Here is a 14,772-nt window from a genome sequence, read left to right on the forward strand (position 1 = left end):
GGCCCGCCAGCTCGCCCGGCCGCACGCGGTGCGAGGTGGCCCGCACGCTCGGCAGGCGACGGTGCCGCAGCACGAGCTCGACGACCGCGCGGCTGCGCCGGGTCAGGCCCCACCTCGTGACCTTGACCAGCGACTCCCGCACGATCGACCCGCTCATCTTGGACGCGCCGTGCACGCGCTCGGTGAAGGTGATCGGCATCTCGACGACGCGGAGGCCGGCCTGCAGCGACCGCCAGAGCAGGTCGACCTGGAAGCAGTAGCCGCGCGACTCGACCTCGTCGAGGTCGATGCGCCGGAGGGCCTCGGCCCGGAAGGCCCGGAAGCCGCCGGTGGTGTCGGCGACCGTGATGCCGAGGGCGCCGCGGGTGTACCAGCTGCCGCCGCGGCTGAGCAGCCGGCGGCGCAGCGGCCAGTTCTCGACGCGGCCGCCGGGCACCCAGCGCGAGCCGAGCACGAGGTCGTCGTCGGCGAGCAGGGCGATCAGGGCGGGAAGGTCCTCCGGGTGGTGGGAGCCGTCGGCGTCCATCTCGACGAGGGCCGCGTAGCCGCGCTCGAGCCCCCAGGCGAAGCCGGCCAGGTACGCGGCGCCGAGGCCGGCCTTGCCGGTGCGGTGCAGCACGTGCACCCGGGGGTCGCGGGCGGCCCACGCGTCGGCGAGGTCGCCGGTGCCGTCGGGCGAGCCGTCGTCGACGACGAGAACGTCGACGGCGGCCCCGCTGTCGAGGGTGCGGCCGACGATCCAGTCGAGGTTCTCTCGTTCGTCGTAGGTCGGGATGATGACGAGTGCGTCGTTCACGGGGTGGTCCTTCCAGGTCGGGTGGGAGGGAGCGGGTCGGGTCGGGGGCGGTGCGGTGCGGTGCGGGGCGGGGCGGTGCGGGTGGTCCGCGCCGGTCAGGTGGCCGACACGAGGTCGGCGAACACGATGAGGTTGTCGACGTAGTGGCCGGTCGAGCGGTCGAACGTGCCGTCGCAGGTGATGAGGCGGAGGCTCGCCGTCGGGGTCGCCCCGTAGACGTCGCTGGTCGGGAAGGTCGCCTTGGGGGTCCGCTCGCTGCCCGTCACGCGGAAGGTCTCGACGCTGCCGGTCGAGAGCGTCACCTGCACCTCCGCGCCCACGGCGAGGTCGGCCAGGTCGACGAACACGGCGGGGCCGCTGCCGGAGTCGACGTGCCCGGCGATGACCGCCGGACCGACGCCGCCCGGCACGACGCCGTCGCGGTACCAGCCCGCCGACATCCACTCGCGGGGCGGCTCGAGCTCGCCCTGCGCACCGAGGCCGAGCGACTCGAGGCCGGAGTCCACGCCGATCGAGGGGATCTGGACCCGCACCGGGGTCGAGCCTGCGGGAGGCGCGGTGACGTACGGTGCGGCCGGGTCCTGGAACGAGCCCGCGGCCCCGCTGCCGGGGTCGAGCGCCGGGTCGGTGGCGGCCCCGCCCGGGGCGGCCTGCGAGGCGCCGGCGCCGGCCTCGGCGCCCGTGCCGGTCGAGCTGCCCCGGCCGGGCTGCGCCGCGACGGCGCCGACGGTCACGCCGGCCGCGACGAGGAGGACGACCGCGACGCCGACGGCGACGGCGGCCCGCCGGTGGGCGGAGATGCGCTGCACGAGGCTCATCGGGCCACCTCCAGCGGCGAGCACGCGCCGAGCGCGGACGCCTCGACCTGGAGCGCCGCGAGGGCGGCCCACGCGGTGCCGTAGTAGGTCGGGGTCGACTGGGCGAGGGTGTCGGCGCGTCGCAGGTCGGCGGAGGCCTCCTCGTGCTGACCCGCGCTCGCCTCGGCCGCGGCGCGGGCCGCGTAGGCGAGCGGGCTCTGGTCGGCACCGATCGACTGCCCGCCGAGGTCGAGCTGCATCGGCAGGTCGTCGTAGCGCTGCAGCACCGGCGCGAGCCGGGCGGCGAGGGCGACGTCGTCGGGGGTGCACGACTCGGCGTAGCGGAGCGCGAGGCGGGCCGCGTCGTAGCTGTACTGCACGGTGCCCGACGTGCCGTCGGCGCCCGGCAGGGGCACGACGCTGCCGTCGCGGCGCACCTGGGCCCAGTCGCTCGGCAGGGCCGTCGCGTCGAGCACGGCGGTCGTCACGGCGCGCGAGCCGGCCTCGAGCTCCGACCAGCGCGGGTCGCCGCTGGCCTCGGCCAGCTGGGCGAAGCTCGCGGGCGACGCGTACGAGGGGTTGTACGACCACGGGCCGTCGCCGGCCGCCCAGGGGCCGGGCAGCAGGATCCGCCCCACGTCGGTGACGGCGGTCATCTCGTCGAGCACGGCACCGCCGAGGTCGACGCCCTGCTCGGTGAGCGACGGGTCGCCGAAGGCCTCGCCGGCGAGCACGAGGGCCCGCGCGGCGTCGACGTCGGCGTCGCTGGCCGGCATGTCGTCGACGACGGCGCCGTCGGCCCAGCGCCAGGCCAGCAGGCCGTCCTCGCGCACGAGGTTCTCGCGGGTCCAGCGCCAGATCGCGTCGAAGCGCTGCTCGTCGCCGACGCCGACGGCGACGAGCATGCCGTAGGCCTGCCCCTCGCTGACGGTGTCGTCGCCCTGGTCGCGGCGCACGACGCGGCCGTCGTCGTCGACCCAGTCGTCGAGGAAGCCCTCGCCGATCTCGGTCGCCGTGCGGGCCTGCGGGGTCGGGGTGCCGGCGCCGGGCGTGCCGGTCGCGTCGGCGGCCGGCTCGTCGGACGACGGGCCCGAGGGGCCGACGACGAGCCAGGCGACGCCGGCCGTGAGGGCGACGGCCACCACGACGACGACGGCCAGGAGGGCCTTCGTTCTGCGGGTCATGCTGCTCTGCTCTCTGCTGGTGGGGCGGTGCGGTGCGGGAGCGGTGCCGGGAGGCGCGGCGCGCCTCCCCGGGTCACGCCCCGAACCAGCCGAGGACGGTCGCCCAGAAGCCCCGGGGCTGGTCGCCGTCGGCCGCGTCGGCCGTCGCGTCGGCCGCCCGGTGCTCGGCGAGCCAGCCGCCGCCGGTCTGGACGCCGCCGACCGGTGCCTGCGCCGTCGCGGCGCTGTCGACGACGGGGACGACCGTGAGGCCGCCGTCGGAGTCGTCGAGCACGAAGAGCGTGCTGATGCTGCCCGCGGCGAGGTCGACCGAGCCGGAGCCGGTCACGTCGTCGCCCTTGAGCGAGAGCTGCCACGGGCCGGCCGCGACCTGCGCGTACTGGCTGGCGCTGCCGAAGGGCGCGTCGGCGGCGATCGTCGTGCCCGTCGTCGTCGCGACCGAGACCTCGTCGCTGACCGTGGCGGCCTGCACGAGGCGCACCTTGGCCTGGCCGTCGGAGGGCGCGGTCAGGTCGTCCTTGAACACCTGGGTGCGCAGGTCGTCGTTCGGGCCGTACGCCACGGTCGTGATCGGCTGGCCGCTGTCGACCGTCACGTTCGTCGTGATGACCGGCTTCGTGCGGGCCGGCGAGTCGGCGGCCGTCATCGAGACCACGTAGGTGCCTGCCGGCAGCGCCTGGTAGGCGCTGACCTGGCCGTAGGTCACGTCGTCGAGGTCCATCACGACCTGCCCGCCCGAGAGCGAGGTGAGGGTGACGTCGACGGCCTTCGTGTCGGGCGACAGGTGGCCGACGCGCACCCAGCCGTCGCCGTCGGCGGCGTGGGCGGGCGAGGCGGCGACGAGCGACCCGGCGAGGGCGACGGCCGCCGCGGCGGCGAGGGCGAGCGGTGCCGCGAGGCGGCGCCGCGACGGGCTCGCCGCGCGGCCGACGGCGGCCTCGGGGGTTCCGGGGGCGGTGCGGGAGGCGGTGGTGCGGAGGGAGCGGATCGTGCGGATCACGGTGGTTCCTTTCCGGTCGGGGTGCTCCGCCCTGGCGGGCGGAGCCGGTCTGGAGGGTCGAGGCCCGCGGGGTGCGGGCCTCGACCGGGCGGTCACGGGGCGAGGAGCCCCTCGGGCGGCACGGCCGAGAAGGTCACGCGGAGGGCGTCGCCCTCCTGCTCGACCGACTGCGGCGCGTACACGTCGCCGAGGCCCTCGAGGGTGGCTCGGAGGTCGGCGAGGGACTCGCCGCCGCCGGGCGTCACGACGAACTGGCGGAAGAGCGACTCCTGCTCGCCGGGCAGCCCCTCGGGGTCGGCGACGGAGACCGGGGCGATGGCGGCCAGCTGCCCGAGCACGATCACGGCGCGCGGGTCGAGGCGGCCGTCGGTCAGGGCCTGGTCGAAGGTCGACGACACCTGCAGGCCGGGGTTCTGGGCGAGCTCGGAGCCCGCCCGCGACCGGGCCGCGGCGGCCTCGTCGGCCGTGCGCTGGGCCTCCGCGGCCCCGTCACGGTCGATGCGGCGGACGGCGACCTGCTGGTCGCCCTCGCCGAACGAGGCCACGACGGTCGAGCTCTCGAGCGCCTGCCGGACGTCGGCCGAGGCCAGCCCCGAGGTGCGGACCGACTCCGTCTCGAACAGGTAGTCGCTGTCGCGCCAACCGTTCGGCGACTGCGCCTGGACGGCGCCGTCGGTGTCGATCTTGTAGAACCAGATGACGTTCTCCCGGGCGAACCCGGCGTTCACCAGGTCGACCCAGACCGCGTCGTCGACGAGCAGCCGGCTGTCGGTCGGCACGTTCTGCTCGACCCAGGTCTCGGCGTTCCGCATCGGGGCGTCGAGGTCGGCGTCGACGAAGCCGCGCAGCTGCACGGCCCAGAGCGGCACGACGGCGATGACGGCGACCGCCGTGACGGCCAGCCACGCGACGGCGCCCGTGCGGGCGGCGACGGTGGACGCGCGCCCGGCGCGGCGGGCCCGGACGGCCCGGACGGCGGCGTCGGTGGCGGCCGCGACGAGCAGGGCCGCGAACGGCAGCAGCATGACGACGTAGGGCACGGGCAGGTACCCGCCGGGCCGGAACATGAACGCGACCAGGAAGACGAGCATCACGGCGATCGGACGGACGCGACGGAGGAAGAGCCCCACCACCGCGGCCACGACGCCCAGCACGATCAGCACCGGGTCGAGCTGCCACCACTGCGAGACGGTCGCGAAGAAGAGGCTGCCGGTGTCGAACACGGAGCCGCTGGCCTCGCGGGTCGCGAGCTGGAACTGCACGCCCTCGAGCAGGCTCACCCGCCCGGCGCCGGGCAGCAGCTCGCCCTTGACGGCGGCGAGGGCGACGTACCCGAGGCCGACCAGCACGAGGAGGCTCGCGGCGATCGAGAGGGTGTAGCGGCGCGTCGACCGGTCGGCCCCGCGCCACATCGTCCACGCCAGGAAGGGCAGGGCGAGGAGGTACGTCTCCTTGCTCAGCACGGCGATGCCGAAGGTGAGCGAGGCGGCGGCGTACCCGGCCAGCTGGTAGCGCCGGCTCAGGGCGAAGACGAAAGCGGCGAGCAGCCACGGCGTCGCGATGTTGTCGAGGTAGACGGTGCGGTGGAACTGCAGCGCCAGGGGCGAGACCGCGAACACCAGGGCCGCGACGGCCGCCGCCGGCCGGCTCAGGCCGAGCTTGCGACCGAGCAGCCAGACGAGCACGACGGCGACGAGGGTGAACGCGAGCACCGCCTCCCGGGCGGCCAGCACCGCGATGTCGTAGCGCGAGAAGGCGCCGGTCAGCGAGGTGTAGGCCGCGATCTGCAGCCAGCCCACCGGCGGGTGGTCGTACCAGTAGGTGTAGTGGGTCAGCTCGCCGAGGTGCTGCACGGCCCAGGCCTGGGCCGTGTAGGTGCCCTCGTCGTCGATGCGCTGCGGCGACCCGGCCATGTTCCAGGCCTGCACGGTCGCGGCGATCGCCAGCACCGGCAGCAGCCAGGCGAGGCTCCGGCCGTGGCGACGGAACCACTCGCCGACGGGGGTCCGCCCGCGGCCCGGAGCGGGCTCGTGGACACGGGGCACGGCGGGGCGGACGGGGGCGGCGGGCCGCTCGATCGTGGCGGTCATCGGTCGCTCCCCACGGTCGCGAGGGCGTCGACGGGCTGGCCGACGACGACGGGCGGCGAGCTCGGGGCACCGCTGACGGAGGCGCCGGGCGCGACCGCGGGACGGTGCGTGCCCGAGTGCTCCGTCTTCTCCCACGCGTTCATCCCGCGCAGCTGGCGCCAGACGGCCCGCACGGCGGCGAGGGCGAGGAAGATCTGGTAGGGCAGGAGGCCCCAGACGAGGCGGGCGTAGTCGCGCACGCGGACCTTCTGGCCGTACGTCTTGCCGAACTCGTGCAGCCCCGTGAACTCGACGGCCAGCAGCACCAGCGTGGGTGCGAGCGGCACGAACGAGACGAGCGCGATGGCCGTCGGCACCTTGACGGTGAGGATGAGCACGACGCTGATCGGGATGAGCAGGCCGGTGGCCGCCTGGATGAACGGCATGGTGAGCAGGTAGCGGGCCATCAGGCGCTGACGCAGGGTCGGCAGCTGACGCCACTCCCCCTTGCCGTAGACCTGCATGAAGCCCTGGTTCCAGCGGGTGCGCTGCTTGAGCAGCGAGACGAAGGTGCCGGGCGTCTCCTCACGGGTGACGACCTCGGGGCTGTAGGCGACGACGACCTTCGCGCCGGCGCTCGAGAGGCGCACGCCGAGCTCGCAGTCCTCGGCGAGGCACGAGGCGTCCCAGCCCTCCGACCAGTCGAGCCACTCCTTGCGGACGAAGACCGTGTTGCCGCCGAGCGGGATGAACTTCTCCTTGGCGTGGAAGTGCAGCCGCGAGCGGAACCAGAAGTAGTACTCGAGCACGTTGCGGAGGCTCCACCAGCTGGACTGGAAGTTCATCAGCTGCACGCCGCCCTGGACGACGTCGGCGTCGGTCTCGGTGAAGCGCGAGTCGACGAGGGTCAGCAGGCGCGGGTGCACGTCGTCCTCGGCGTCGAAGACCCCGACGATCTCGCCCCGCGAGGTCTGCAGCGCCAGGTTGAGCGCCTTCGGCTTGTTCTTCGGCACGCTCGAGTCGACGATGACGCGGATGAGCTCGGGGTGCCGGGCGGCGGCCTCCCGGGCGACGCGCTCGGTGCCGGGGTCGTCGTGGCCGACGATGGCGATGATCTCGAAGTCGGGGTGGTCCTGCTGGGCGAGGCGGTCGAGCGTCTGGCCCATCACCTCCTCCTCGTGGCGCCCCGGGACGAGGAGCGTGAACGAGTGCGCCGCGTCGAGGGGCGAGTCGCTGAAGCGGCTGCCCTCGAGGGTGTCCTTGGAGCGCCAGGCGTGGAGCATCCACCACAGCGTCGAGACGGCGACCGCGGTGAGGAGGACGGTCACCAGGACGAGGCCCGAGTAGCCGATCCACTCGAGCGGGCTCCAGTCGGGCAGCGAGAAGCCGGGCACGCCGTCGCCCAGGCCGGAGGTGCTGCCGCGGTTGGGCAGCACCTGCGAGGGGTCGGCGGGCGCCTGGGGCGTCAGCAGCGGTTCCGGCTCGCCGGCGGCGAGGACGGAGGTCGCGAGGTGGGTCAGGGGGGACGGCACGGGTCGGTCTCCTGTCGGGTGTCAGGGTCGGGGGGAGTCGCGTCCACGTCGTCGGGGACCAGGTCGGGCGCGCTCGGGTCGGGTCGAGCGGTCGGGTGGGTCAGGTCGTGGTTCGGCGGCCCCCGGTCGGGGGGTTGGGTGCGGGGTACGGGATCCCGGCGAACTGCCAGGTGCCCGACACACGGCGTTCACACGACCCCCGGGCGGGGGCCAGGGCGTCGACACGCGCCTCCACGGAGCGACGGGTGGCGCGTACGGTGACGACATGGAATTCCGACACCTCGGCCGCAGCGGCCTCAAGATCTCCGAGATCACCTACGGCAACTGGCTCACCCACGCCTCGCAGGTCGAGAACGACGTCGCGACGCAGTGCGTCCGCGCCGCCCTCGACGCGGGCATCACGACCTTCGACACCGCCGACGCCTACGCGAACACCGCGGCGGAGCAGGTGCTCGGCGACGCCCTCGCCGGTGAGAGGCGCGAGAGCCTCGAGATCTTCACGAAGGTCTACTGGCCCACCGGCCCGCGCGGCCACAACGACGTCGGGCTGAGCCGCAAGCACGTGCTCGAGTCGATCGACGGGTCGCTCCGCCGCCTGGGCACCGACTACGTCGACCTCTACCAGGCGCACCGCTACGACAGCGCGACTCCCCTGGAGGAGACGATGCAGGCCTTCGCCGACGTGGTGCGGCAGGGCAAGGCGCTCTACATCGGCGTGAGCGAGTGGACGGCCGAGCAGATCCGCGCCGGCCACGAGCTCGCCCAGCAGCTCGGCGTGCAGCTGATCTCGAACCAGCCCCAGTACTCGATGCTGTGGCGCGTCATCGAGCAGGAGGTCGTGCCCGCCAGCGTGCAGCACGGCGTCAGCCAGATCGTCTGGTCGCCGGTCGCGCAGGGCGTCCTGAGCGGCAAGTACGCACCGGGAGCCGAGCTGCCCGCGGGCAGCCGGGCCACCGATGCCAAGGGCGGCGCCGACACCATCAAGCGGTTCATGACCGACGAGGTGCTCACCGGCGTCGCGGCCCTGAAGCCGGTCGCCGACGACCTCGGCCTCACGATGGCCCAGCTCGCCGTCGCGTGGGTGCTGCAGAACGACAACGTCGCCTCGGCGATCATCGGGGCCTCCCGCCCCGAGCAGGTGGCCGACAACGCCGCCGCCGCGGGCGTCCGCCTGCCGGCCGAGGCCATGACCGCGATCGACGCGGCCGTGGGCCACCTCGCCGAGACCGACCCGGCGAAGACGGTCTCCCCCGCCGAACGCCCCGCCTGACCCTCGGCCCGATCTCCCGGTCGGCCGCCGCCCCGGCGACGGCCGACCGGGTCACAGCACCTGCATCGACGCTGTTCACCGATCAGCCACGCGGATCGGGAATGCTCGACCTGTCGATGCTCTTGCATATACTCGTACCACCTTCGGTGACACGTCACCGATCCACGACCACCTCACACGTCACCACCTCAAGGAGAACACCATGGCCATCACCGCAGAGAAGATCCCCGCCGGCACCTGGACCCTCGACCCCACCCACAGCGAGGTCTCGTTCAGCGTCCGCCACCTCGCGATCAGCAAGGTCAAGGGCTCGTTCGAGCGCTTCGACGCGAGCCTGGTCACCGACGACGACCACACCGCGAGCAAGGTCACGGCCTCGATCGACGTGGCCTCGATCAACACGAACCAGAAGGACCGCGACGGCCACCTGCAGACCGGCGACTTCTTCCTCGCCGAGGAGCACCCGCAGATGACGTTCACCTCGACGAGCATCGAGGAGAAGGGCGACGACGCCTTCCTCGTGCACGGCGACCTGAGCCTCCGCGGCGTCACCAAGCCCGTCACCCTCAAGAGCGAGTTCGGCGGCCTCGTCGTCGACGGCTACGGCCAGACGAAGCTCGGCTTCTCGGCCACGACGAAGATCGACCGCACCGAGTTCGGCGTCAGCTGGAACGCGGCGCTCGAGGCCGGCGGCTTCACGCTCGGCAACGACGTCACCGTCACGCTCGAGATCCAGTTCGTGCTCTCGGCGTAGTCACGACGCTCCCCGGAGGGCCCGCACCTGCTCAGGCAGGGGCGGGCCCTCCGTCGTTGCCTCAGACGGCCACCGCGCCTCCCCCGGTCCGCGGCGCCAGGGCCCGGCGGAGCACCGCCCGTTCGAGCAGGGTCCAGGAGGCGCTGGTCACGAGGTAGAGCGCGGCGGCCAGCGGGGCGAAGGCCGCGAAGACGACGCTGACGAACGGCAGCACCCGCAGCAGCCCCGTCATGCCCGGCACGGCGGCGGGGCCCGCGGCACCGGCAGCACCGGGCAGCGGTGCCGCAGTCGGCCCCGCCGCCCGCAGCGAGGCGCGCCGGGTCAGCTCGACGACGACCGCGAGCACGGCGAGCAGCACGAGGTACGGCCACACCGTCGCGAGGCCCGCGCCGAGGGCCACGGGCAGGTTCGCCCCCAGCACGGCCCCGCCCAGGGTGTGGCCCAGCAGCTCGTTCGCGTGGCCCGCGATCGTCGGGTGGGCGAAGAGCGAGTAGACGGCCGTCAGCACCGGGGCCTGGGCGAGGGTCGGGAGGCAGCCGGCGAGCGGCGAGACCTTCTCCGACGAGTACAGCTCCATGAGGCGCCGGCTGCGCTCCTGGGGGTCGGTGACGCGGCGGGTCAGCTCGGCGACGCGGGGCGCGAGACGGCGTCGGCCGATCTCGGCGCGCACCTGCGAGACCCCGACGGGCACCAGCACCAGCCGGACGACGACGGTGAGCAGGACGACGGCGAGCGCCGACGAGAGGTCGCCCACGGCTGGCTCGACCAGGGCGGCGAGCAGGGCGACGAACGAGTGGAGGCCGTCGAGGACGACGGCGACGGGCGGGAAGGCGGACAGGTCCACGGAGGGGCTCCTCGGTCAGAGAGACGGGTGACGTCGTCTGGCCGCCGCGACGGGTCGCGGGTGAGCGTCGGGTCAGGCGGCCGGGAGCGCCCGGCCCGGAGCGCGGGCGCGCACGTGCCCGTCCGCGTCGGGGTCGCGCTGGAACACGAGGAGGCGCACGTCGGCCCCCTCGCTGAGCACCCGTCGCGCGGGTGCGGGCGCGAGGCCGCACAGCGCCAGCAGGGCACGGCCCAGCCCGGTCGCCACGAGCACCGTGGCCGCGCCGAGCAGCGAGACGACGACCGCGGCGGAGGCCGGGTCGCCGCCCTGGGCGGCGAGGGCCTGCACCACGTGCTCGAGCGGCGCGAGCACGCGCGCCAGGAGCTCGAGCAGGGTCGTCATGCGAGCGACCCTAGCCGGTGAGGCGCTACCGTGGCGACTGTTCCGCTGAGGGCCGACCTCGGGAAGGCCGCCGCGCCTCCGGCGGTTGGGCCCCAGCAGACCGCGACACCGCTCCGCCGCCGGCGCCGTCGGTGGTCGTGACGCCCCTGCCTCGAGAGGACGCCCCATGACCGTCGACTGGATCACCCTGCAGCAGCGCGCGCACGACGAGTTCGCCCGACGGGTGGAGGCGGTGGCCGACTGGGACGCCCCCACGCCCGACACCGAGTGGCGGGTCCGTGACCTCGTCCGGCACGTGACCCGCGAGCAGCAGTGGGTGCCGCTGCTGCTCGACGGCGGCGACCCGTCGGCCTCCGAGCGCTCGATCGAGCCGCTCGACGACGACCTCGTCACCGCGTGGCACCGCTGGTCGTCGGCCGCGACGGCCGCCTGGGCCGAGGCCGACCCCGAGGCGCCCGTCCGCCTGAGCGCCGACGTCGTGCCGGCCCGGGAGTACCTCGCCGAGCAGGTCGCCGACGTCACCATCCACACCTGGGACCTCGCCCGGGCGATCGGCGCCGACGAGAGCCTCGACGACGAGCTCGTGGCGGCCGTGTGGACGGTCTTCGAGCCGCAGGCCGACGCCCTCGAGGCCTCCGGGCTGTTCGCGAGCCCCGTGCCGGTCGACGACGACGCCCCGCTGCACGTGCGGCTGCTGGCGCTGACCGGGCGCGACGCGCGCTGACCCGGCGCGACGCGCGCTGACCGAGGGCGCAGTCCCGGTCCGCCCTCGGCGACCACGCAGCTTCCCCCGCCCCCCGGCTGGTTCGATGGCCGCATGAGCTCCGACACCGCGCCCGACCGCCCCTGGCTGCACAGCTACGCCCCGGGCGTCCCCGCCGACATCGAGCCCGTCACCGGCACCCTCGTCGACCTCATCGACGACGCCGTCGCCGCGCACCGCAGCCGCACGGCGCTCGAGTTCTTCGGGCGGGAGACGAGCTACCGCGACCTCGGCGACGAGATCGCCCGGGCCGCCGAGGGCCTCCGCAAGCTCGGGGTCGGGGCCGGTGACCGGGTCGCGATCCTGCTGCCCAACAGCCCCCAGCACGTCGTCGCGTTCTACGCGGTCCTGCGCCTCGGCGCGGTCGTCGTCGAGCACAACCCGCTCTACACCGACCGCGAACTGCGCCACCTCTTCGAGGACCACGGCGCGACCGTGGCGATCGCGTGGGACAAGCTGGTCGACCGCCTCCGGGCGCTGCCGAGCGACATCGGCTTCCGCTCGGTCGTCTCGGTCGACGTCACGCGGGCGATGCCGCTGGCGACCCGGCTGGCCCTGACCCTGCCGGTGCCGGCGGCCCGGAAGTCGCGCGAGGCGCTCACCTCCCGCACCCGCGGCGACCTCACCTGGCCCGAGCTCGTGTCGTCTCGCCCCCTGCGGCGCCGGCACCCCCGCCCCGCCCTCGACGACGTCGCCCTGCTGCAGTACACGAGCGGCACGACCGGCTCGCCGAAGGGGGCCGTGCTGACGCACCGCAACCTGCACAGCAACGCCGTGCAGGGGCGCGCCTGGGTGCAGGGCATCCGCGAGGGCGAAGAGACCGTCTACGGCGTGCTGCCCTTCTTCCACGCCTACGGCCTCACCCTGTGCCTCACCTTCGCGATGAGCATCGGCGCCCGCCTCGTGCTCTTCCCGAAGTTCGACGTCGACCTCGTGCTCAAGGCCGCGGCGAAGCACCCGCCGACGTTCCTGCCCGCCGTGCCGCCGATCTACCAGCGCCTGGCCGAGGCGGCGGCGGAGCGCGGCGTCGACCTGAGCAGCGCCCGCTTCGCGATCTCGGGGGCGATGAACCTGCCCCTGTCGACGGTCACCGCGTGGGAGGGCGTGACGGGCGGGATGCTCGTCGAGGGCTTCGGCCTCACCGAGACGTCTCCCGTCGCGCTCGGCAACCCGATGGGCCCGACACGACGCCCGGGCACGGTCGGCGTGCCGTTCCCGTCGACGGAGGCGCGGGTCGTCGACCGCGACGCCCCCGACCCCGAGCGCCCGGTGACGGCGGGCGCGGCCGGTGAGTTGATCCTCCGGGGCCCCCAGGTCTTCCAGGGGTACTGGAACCGCCCCGACGAGACCGCCGAGGCCTTCCTGCCGGGCGGCTGGTTCCGCACCGGCGACATCGTCAGCATGAGCGCCGACGGGTACGTCACGATCGTCGACCGCATCAAGGAGCTCATCGTGACCGGCGGCTTCAACGTCGCCCCCTCCGAGGTCGAGGAGGCCGTGCGCGGCGCCGCGGGCGTCGCCGAGGTCGCGGTCGTGGGCATCCCGCGCGCGGGCGGCGGCGAGGACGTCGTCGCGGCCGTCGTGGCGAGCCCGGGCGCGACGATCGACCCCGAGGCCGTCCGCGACCACGCCCGGGAGCAGCTCGCCGCGTACAAGGTGCCGAAGCGCGTCGTCGTCGTCGACGAGCTGCCGCGCTCGCTGATCGGCAAGGTGCTGCGCCGCGAGGTGCGCGACTCGCTCATCGCCGGGCGCTGAGCCGCGCCTCGGCTACAGCCCGCCCCAGCGGGAGATCGGCCAGACGATCACGAACGCCCGCCCGACGACGTGGTCGAGCGGCACGAACCCGTCGTAGGGCCCGCTCTGGTGCAGCCGGGAGTCGGCGGAGTGCGCGCGGTTGTCGCCCATCACCCAGATCGCGCCCTCCGGCACGGTCACGTCGAACGGGATGGTCGACGCGGGCCCGTCGGGGTCGGCCAGGTACGGCTCGTCGACCGGCTCGCCGTTCACGAGCATCCGCCCCTCGGCGTCGCAGCACGAGACGGTGTCGCCCGGCAGCCCGACCACGCGCTTGATCAGCTCGTCGTCTCCCCCGACGCTCCCGCCGGGCAGCCAGCCGCCCGGGTCGTGGAAGACGACGACGTCGCCGCGGTCGAGGTCGACGAGGTCGGGCACGAGCTCGTTGACGATCACCCGGTCGTCGATCATCAGGGTGTCCTCCATCGACGCCGACGGGATGTAGAACGACCGCACCAGGAAGGTGCGGACGCCCCACGACACGAGCAGCGCCACGAGCACCACCACGACGAGGTCGCGCAGCCAGCGCCACGACGAGCCGGGGCGGGCAGGAGGCGCGGTGCCGGCCCCCGAGGTCGCTGCCGTCCCCGGGCCTGCCGTCTCGCTCATGCCGTCATCCTGCCAGGGCGGAGCCGCCCGTCAGCTGCGCGTCGGTCGACCTCGACCACGTCGCACGGAGTGGCTCAGGCGGCGGTCCAGCCGAGCCGCTCGAGACGCGCCAGCGCGTGCTCCTCCGCCACCGGGCGGGCGCCGAGCACGCCGCCGATCGCCCCGAGCATCGCCTGCGCCGGTCCGGCGGTCGGCAGCGCGACCGGGCCCAGGTGGGGAGGCTGCAGGTCGAGCAGCTCGCGGAACCGCGGCTGCAGGGTGCCGACGGCGCCGTTGAACAGCACGGGGTAGCCGAGCCGCAGCACGGGGAAGAGCGGCGGTCGCCGGATGAACCGGACCACCTCGTCGGTCCGCGCCGTGCGCTCGAGCACGCCCCGGCGGTCGAACTCCATCAGCTGGTGCTGCATCTCGGCCACGGTGCGGGGCGGGTCGACGACTCCCATGAGCTCACCGGCCGTGGCCCACTCGCGCACGTAGGCGTCCGGGCCGCCCGGCACCTCGCCGTGCCCCCACTGCTGGAACGCCGCGAGGAAGGAGTCGGCGAAGGCCATGTGCACCCAGCTGAGCAGCTCGGGGTCGTTGGCCGCGTAGTCGTGGCTCACGCCGTGGCGATCGTCGTACTGCCCGACGACCTTCGTGTGCAGCCGGGTGACCCAGCCCGACGCCCGCGTCGCCGCCTCGCGGCTGCCGTACGACACGGTGTAGATCCAGCGGATCGTGCCGGCCAGGCGCCCCAGGGGGTCGTCACGGAACCGAGAGTGGTCGTGCACCCCGGCCAACGCCCCCGGGTGGAGGGCCTGCACGAGCAGCGCGCGGACGCCCGCGGCGATGGTCGACATCGAGCCGTGGACGGCCCAGACGGCCGACCCGGGCAGGAAGAAGCCCTCGTCGTCGCCCTTCTCGAGGTCGGTCACCCACTCGGGCGTGCCCGTGTACTGGCCGTTGAACGTGTACTGCAGGCGGGCGCGGAGCGGCTCGG

General features: G+C 74.4%; 13 protein-coding genes and 1 pseudogene. 4 read left to right on the forward strand and 10 right to left on the reverse strand.

Annotated features, from left to right (window positions below; genetic code table 11):
• The 6 genes and pseudogenes from ASF82_RS15255 to ASF82_RS09235 form a co-directional block, all read right to left on the reverse strand.
• A pseudogene (locus ASF82_RS15255) lies at positions 1 to 796 on the reverse strand (polyprenol monophosphomannose synthase); the annotation flags it as partial.
• A gap of 95 nt (positions 797 to 891) precedes the next feature.
• Positions 892 to 1,614, reverse strand: coding sequence for a class F sortase (locus ASF82_RS09215; RefSeq protein WP_082514520.1), 723 nt, complete (start codon positions 1,612 to 1,614; stop codon positions 892 to 894).
• Positions 1,611 to 2,777: a glycosyl hydrolase family 8 gene (locus tag ASF82_RS09220; protein WP_056056488.1), complete on the reverse strand. Its 1,167-nt coding sequence runs from the start codon at positions 2,775 to 2,777 to the stop codon at positions 1,611 to 1,613. Before ASF82_RS09220 ends, ASF82_RS09215 begins: the two co-directional genes overlap by 4 nt.
• Positions 2,778 to 2,850: 73 nt before the next feature.
• A complete protein-coding gene (locus tag ASF82_RS09225; RefSeq protein ID WP_056056489.1) occupies positions 2,851 to 3,777 on the reverse strand; it encodes a DUF4397 domain-containing protein in 927 nt (308 codons plus the stop codon).
• Positions 3,778 to 3,869: 92 nt separating this feature from the next.
• Positions 3,870 to 5,867 carry a glycosyltransferase family 39 protein gene (locus ASF82_RS09230; protein ID WP_056056490.1) on the reverse strand — a complete coding sequence of 666 codons (1,998 nt, stop codon included), beginning with the start codon at positions 5,865 to 5,867 and terminating at the stop codon, positions 3,870 to 3,872.
• Positions 5,864 to 7,378 carry a glycosyltransferase gene (locus tag ASF82_RS09235; RefSeq protein WP_235491244.1) on the reverse strand — a complete coding sequence of 505 codons (1,515 nt, stop codon included), beginning with the start codon at positions 7,376 to 7,378 and terminating at the stop codon, positions 5,864 to 5,866. Before ASF82_RS09235 ends, ASF82_RS09230 begins: the two co-directional genes overlap by 4 nt.
• Positions 7,379 to 7,643: 265 nt before the next feature.
• Here ASF82_RS09235 and ASF82_RS09240 point away from each other — a divergent pair, with 265 nt between their 5' ends.
• Both ASF82_RS09240 and ASF82_RS09245 read left to right on the forward strand, forming a co-directional pair.
• On the forward strand, positions 7,644 to 8,648 hold the full coding sequence (locus ASF82_RS09240) for an aldo/keto reductase family protein (protein ID WP_056056491.1): 1,005 nt from the start codon (positions 7,644 to 7,646) through the stop codon (positions 8,646 to 8,648).
• Positions 8,649 to 8,850: 202 nt separating this feature from the next.
• On the forward strand, positions 8,851 to 9,402 hold the full coding sequence (locus ASF82_RS09245) for a YceI family protein (RefSeq protein ID WP_056056492.1): 552 nt from the start codon (positions 8,851 to 8,853) through the stop codon (positions 9,400 to 9,402).
• Positions 9,403 to 9,463: 61 nt separating this feature from the next.
• On the opposite strand, the gene yidC is transcribed toward ASF82_RS09245, so the two are convergent.
• Together yidC and ASF82_RS09255 are read right to left on the reverse strand one after the other, a co-directional pair.
• Positions 9,464 to 10,246, reverse strand: a complete 783-nt coding sequence (gene yidC / locus ASF82_RS09250) for a membrane protein insertase YidC (RefSeq protein ID WP_056056493.1) — start codon at positions 10,244 to 10,246, stop codon at positions 9,464 to 9,466.
• A gap of 72 nt (positions 10,247 to 10,318) precedes the next feature.
• Entirely contained in the window at positions 10,319 to 10,627 is a 309-nt protein-coding gene (locus tag ASF82_RS09255) for a DUF6412 domain-containing protein (protein WP_056056494.1), read from the reverse strand.
• A 166-nt stretch (positions 10,628 to 10,793) separates the two neighbouring features.
• Between ASF82_RS09255 and ASF82_RS09260 the strand changes: the two genes are divergently transcribed.
• Both ASF82_RS09260 and ASF82_RS09265 read left to right on the forward strand, forming a co-directional pair.
• The gene (locus tag ASF82_RS09260; protein ID WP_056056495.1) at positions 10,794 to 11,351 is read left to right on the forward strand and encodes a TIGR03086 family metal-binding protein; all 558 of its coding nucleotides are present in this window, start codon (positions 10,794 to 10,796) and stop codon (positions 11,349 to 11,351) included.
• A 93-nt stretch (positions 11,352 to 11,444) separates the two neighbouring features.
• Positions 11,445 to 13,145 carry a long-chain-fatty-acid--CoA ligase gene (locus ASF82_RS09265; protein ID WP_056056496.1) on the forward strand — a complete coding sequence of 567 codons (1,701 nt, stop codon included), beginning with the start codon at positions 11,445 to 11,447 and terminating at the stop codon, positions 13,143 to 13,145.
• A 12-nt stretch (positions 13,146 to 13,157) separates the two neighbouring features.
• Here the strand turns inward: ASF82_RS09265 and lepB are convergent, their stop codons facing one another.
• Positions 13,158 to 13,793, reverse strand: a complete 636-nt coding sequence (gene lepB, locus ASF82_RS09270; RefSeq protein ID WP_082514521.1) for a signal peptidase I — start codon at positions 13,791 to 13,793, stop codon at positions 13,158 to 13,160.
• 74 nt (positions 13,794 to 13,867) lie between these two features.
• Positions 13,868 to 14,752, reverse strand: a complete 885-nt coding sequence (locus tag ASF82_RS09275) for an oxygenase MpaB family protein (RefSeq protein WP_056058829.1) — start codon at positions 14,750 to 14,752, stop codon at positions 13,868 to 13,870.
• Between the last annotated feature and the right edge of the window lie 20 nt (positions 14,753 to 14,772).

The sequence above is a fragment of the Frigoribacterium sp. Leaf164 genome (assembly GCF_001423665.1).
GTDB classification, from domain to species: domain Bacteria; phylum Actinomycetota; class Actinomycetes; order Actinomycetales; family Microbacteriaceae; genus Frigoribacterium; species Frigoribacterium endophyticum.

What these genes read in the sequence shown, in the direction of transcription:
- ASF82_RS09215 (WP_082514520.1), bottom strand. Translation starts at nt 1,614, where the DNA reads ATGAGCCTCGTGCAGCGCATCTCCGCCCACCGGCGGGCCGCCGTCGCC.
- ASF82_RS09220 (WP_056056488.1), bottom strand. Translation starts at nt 2,777, where the DNA reads ATGACCCGCAGAACGAAGGCCCTCCTGGCCGTCGTCGTCGTGGTGGCC.
- ASF82_RS09230 (WP_056056490.1), bottom strand. Translation starts at nt 5,867, where the DNA reads ATGACCGCCACGATCGAGCGGCCCGCCGCCCCCGTCCGCCCCGCCGTG.
- ASF82_RS09240 (WP_056056491.1), top strand. Translation starts at nt 7,644, where the DNA reads ATGGAATTCCGACACCTCGGCCGCAGCGGCCTCAAGATCTCCGAGATC.
- ASF82_RS09245 (WP_056056492.1), top strand. Translation starts at nt 8,851, where the DNA reads ATGGCCATCACCGCAGAGAAGATCCCCGCCGGCACCTGGACCCTCGAC.
- ASF82_RS09255 (WP_056056494.1), bottom strand. Translation starts at nt 10,627, where the DNA reads ATGACGACCCTGCTCGAGCTCCTGGCGCGCGTGCTCGCGCCGCTCGAG.
- ASF82_RS09260 (WP_056056495.1), top strand. Translation starts at nt 10,794, where the DNA reads ATGACCGTCGACTGGATCACCCTGCAGCAGCGCGCGCACGACGAGTTC.
- ASF82_RS09265 (WP_056056496.1), top strand. Translation starts at nt 11,445, where the DNA reads ATGAGCTCCGACACCGCGCCCGACCGCCCCTGGCTGCACAGCTACGCC.
- lepB (WP_082514521.1), bottom strand. Translation starts at nt 13,793, where the DNA reads ATGAGCGAGACGGCAGGCCCGGGGACGGCAGCGACCTCGGGGGCCGGC.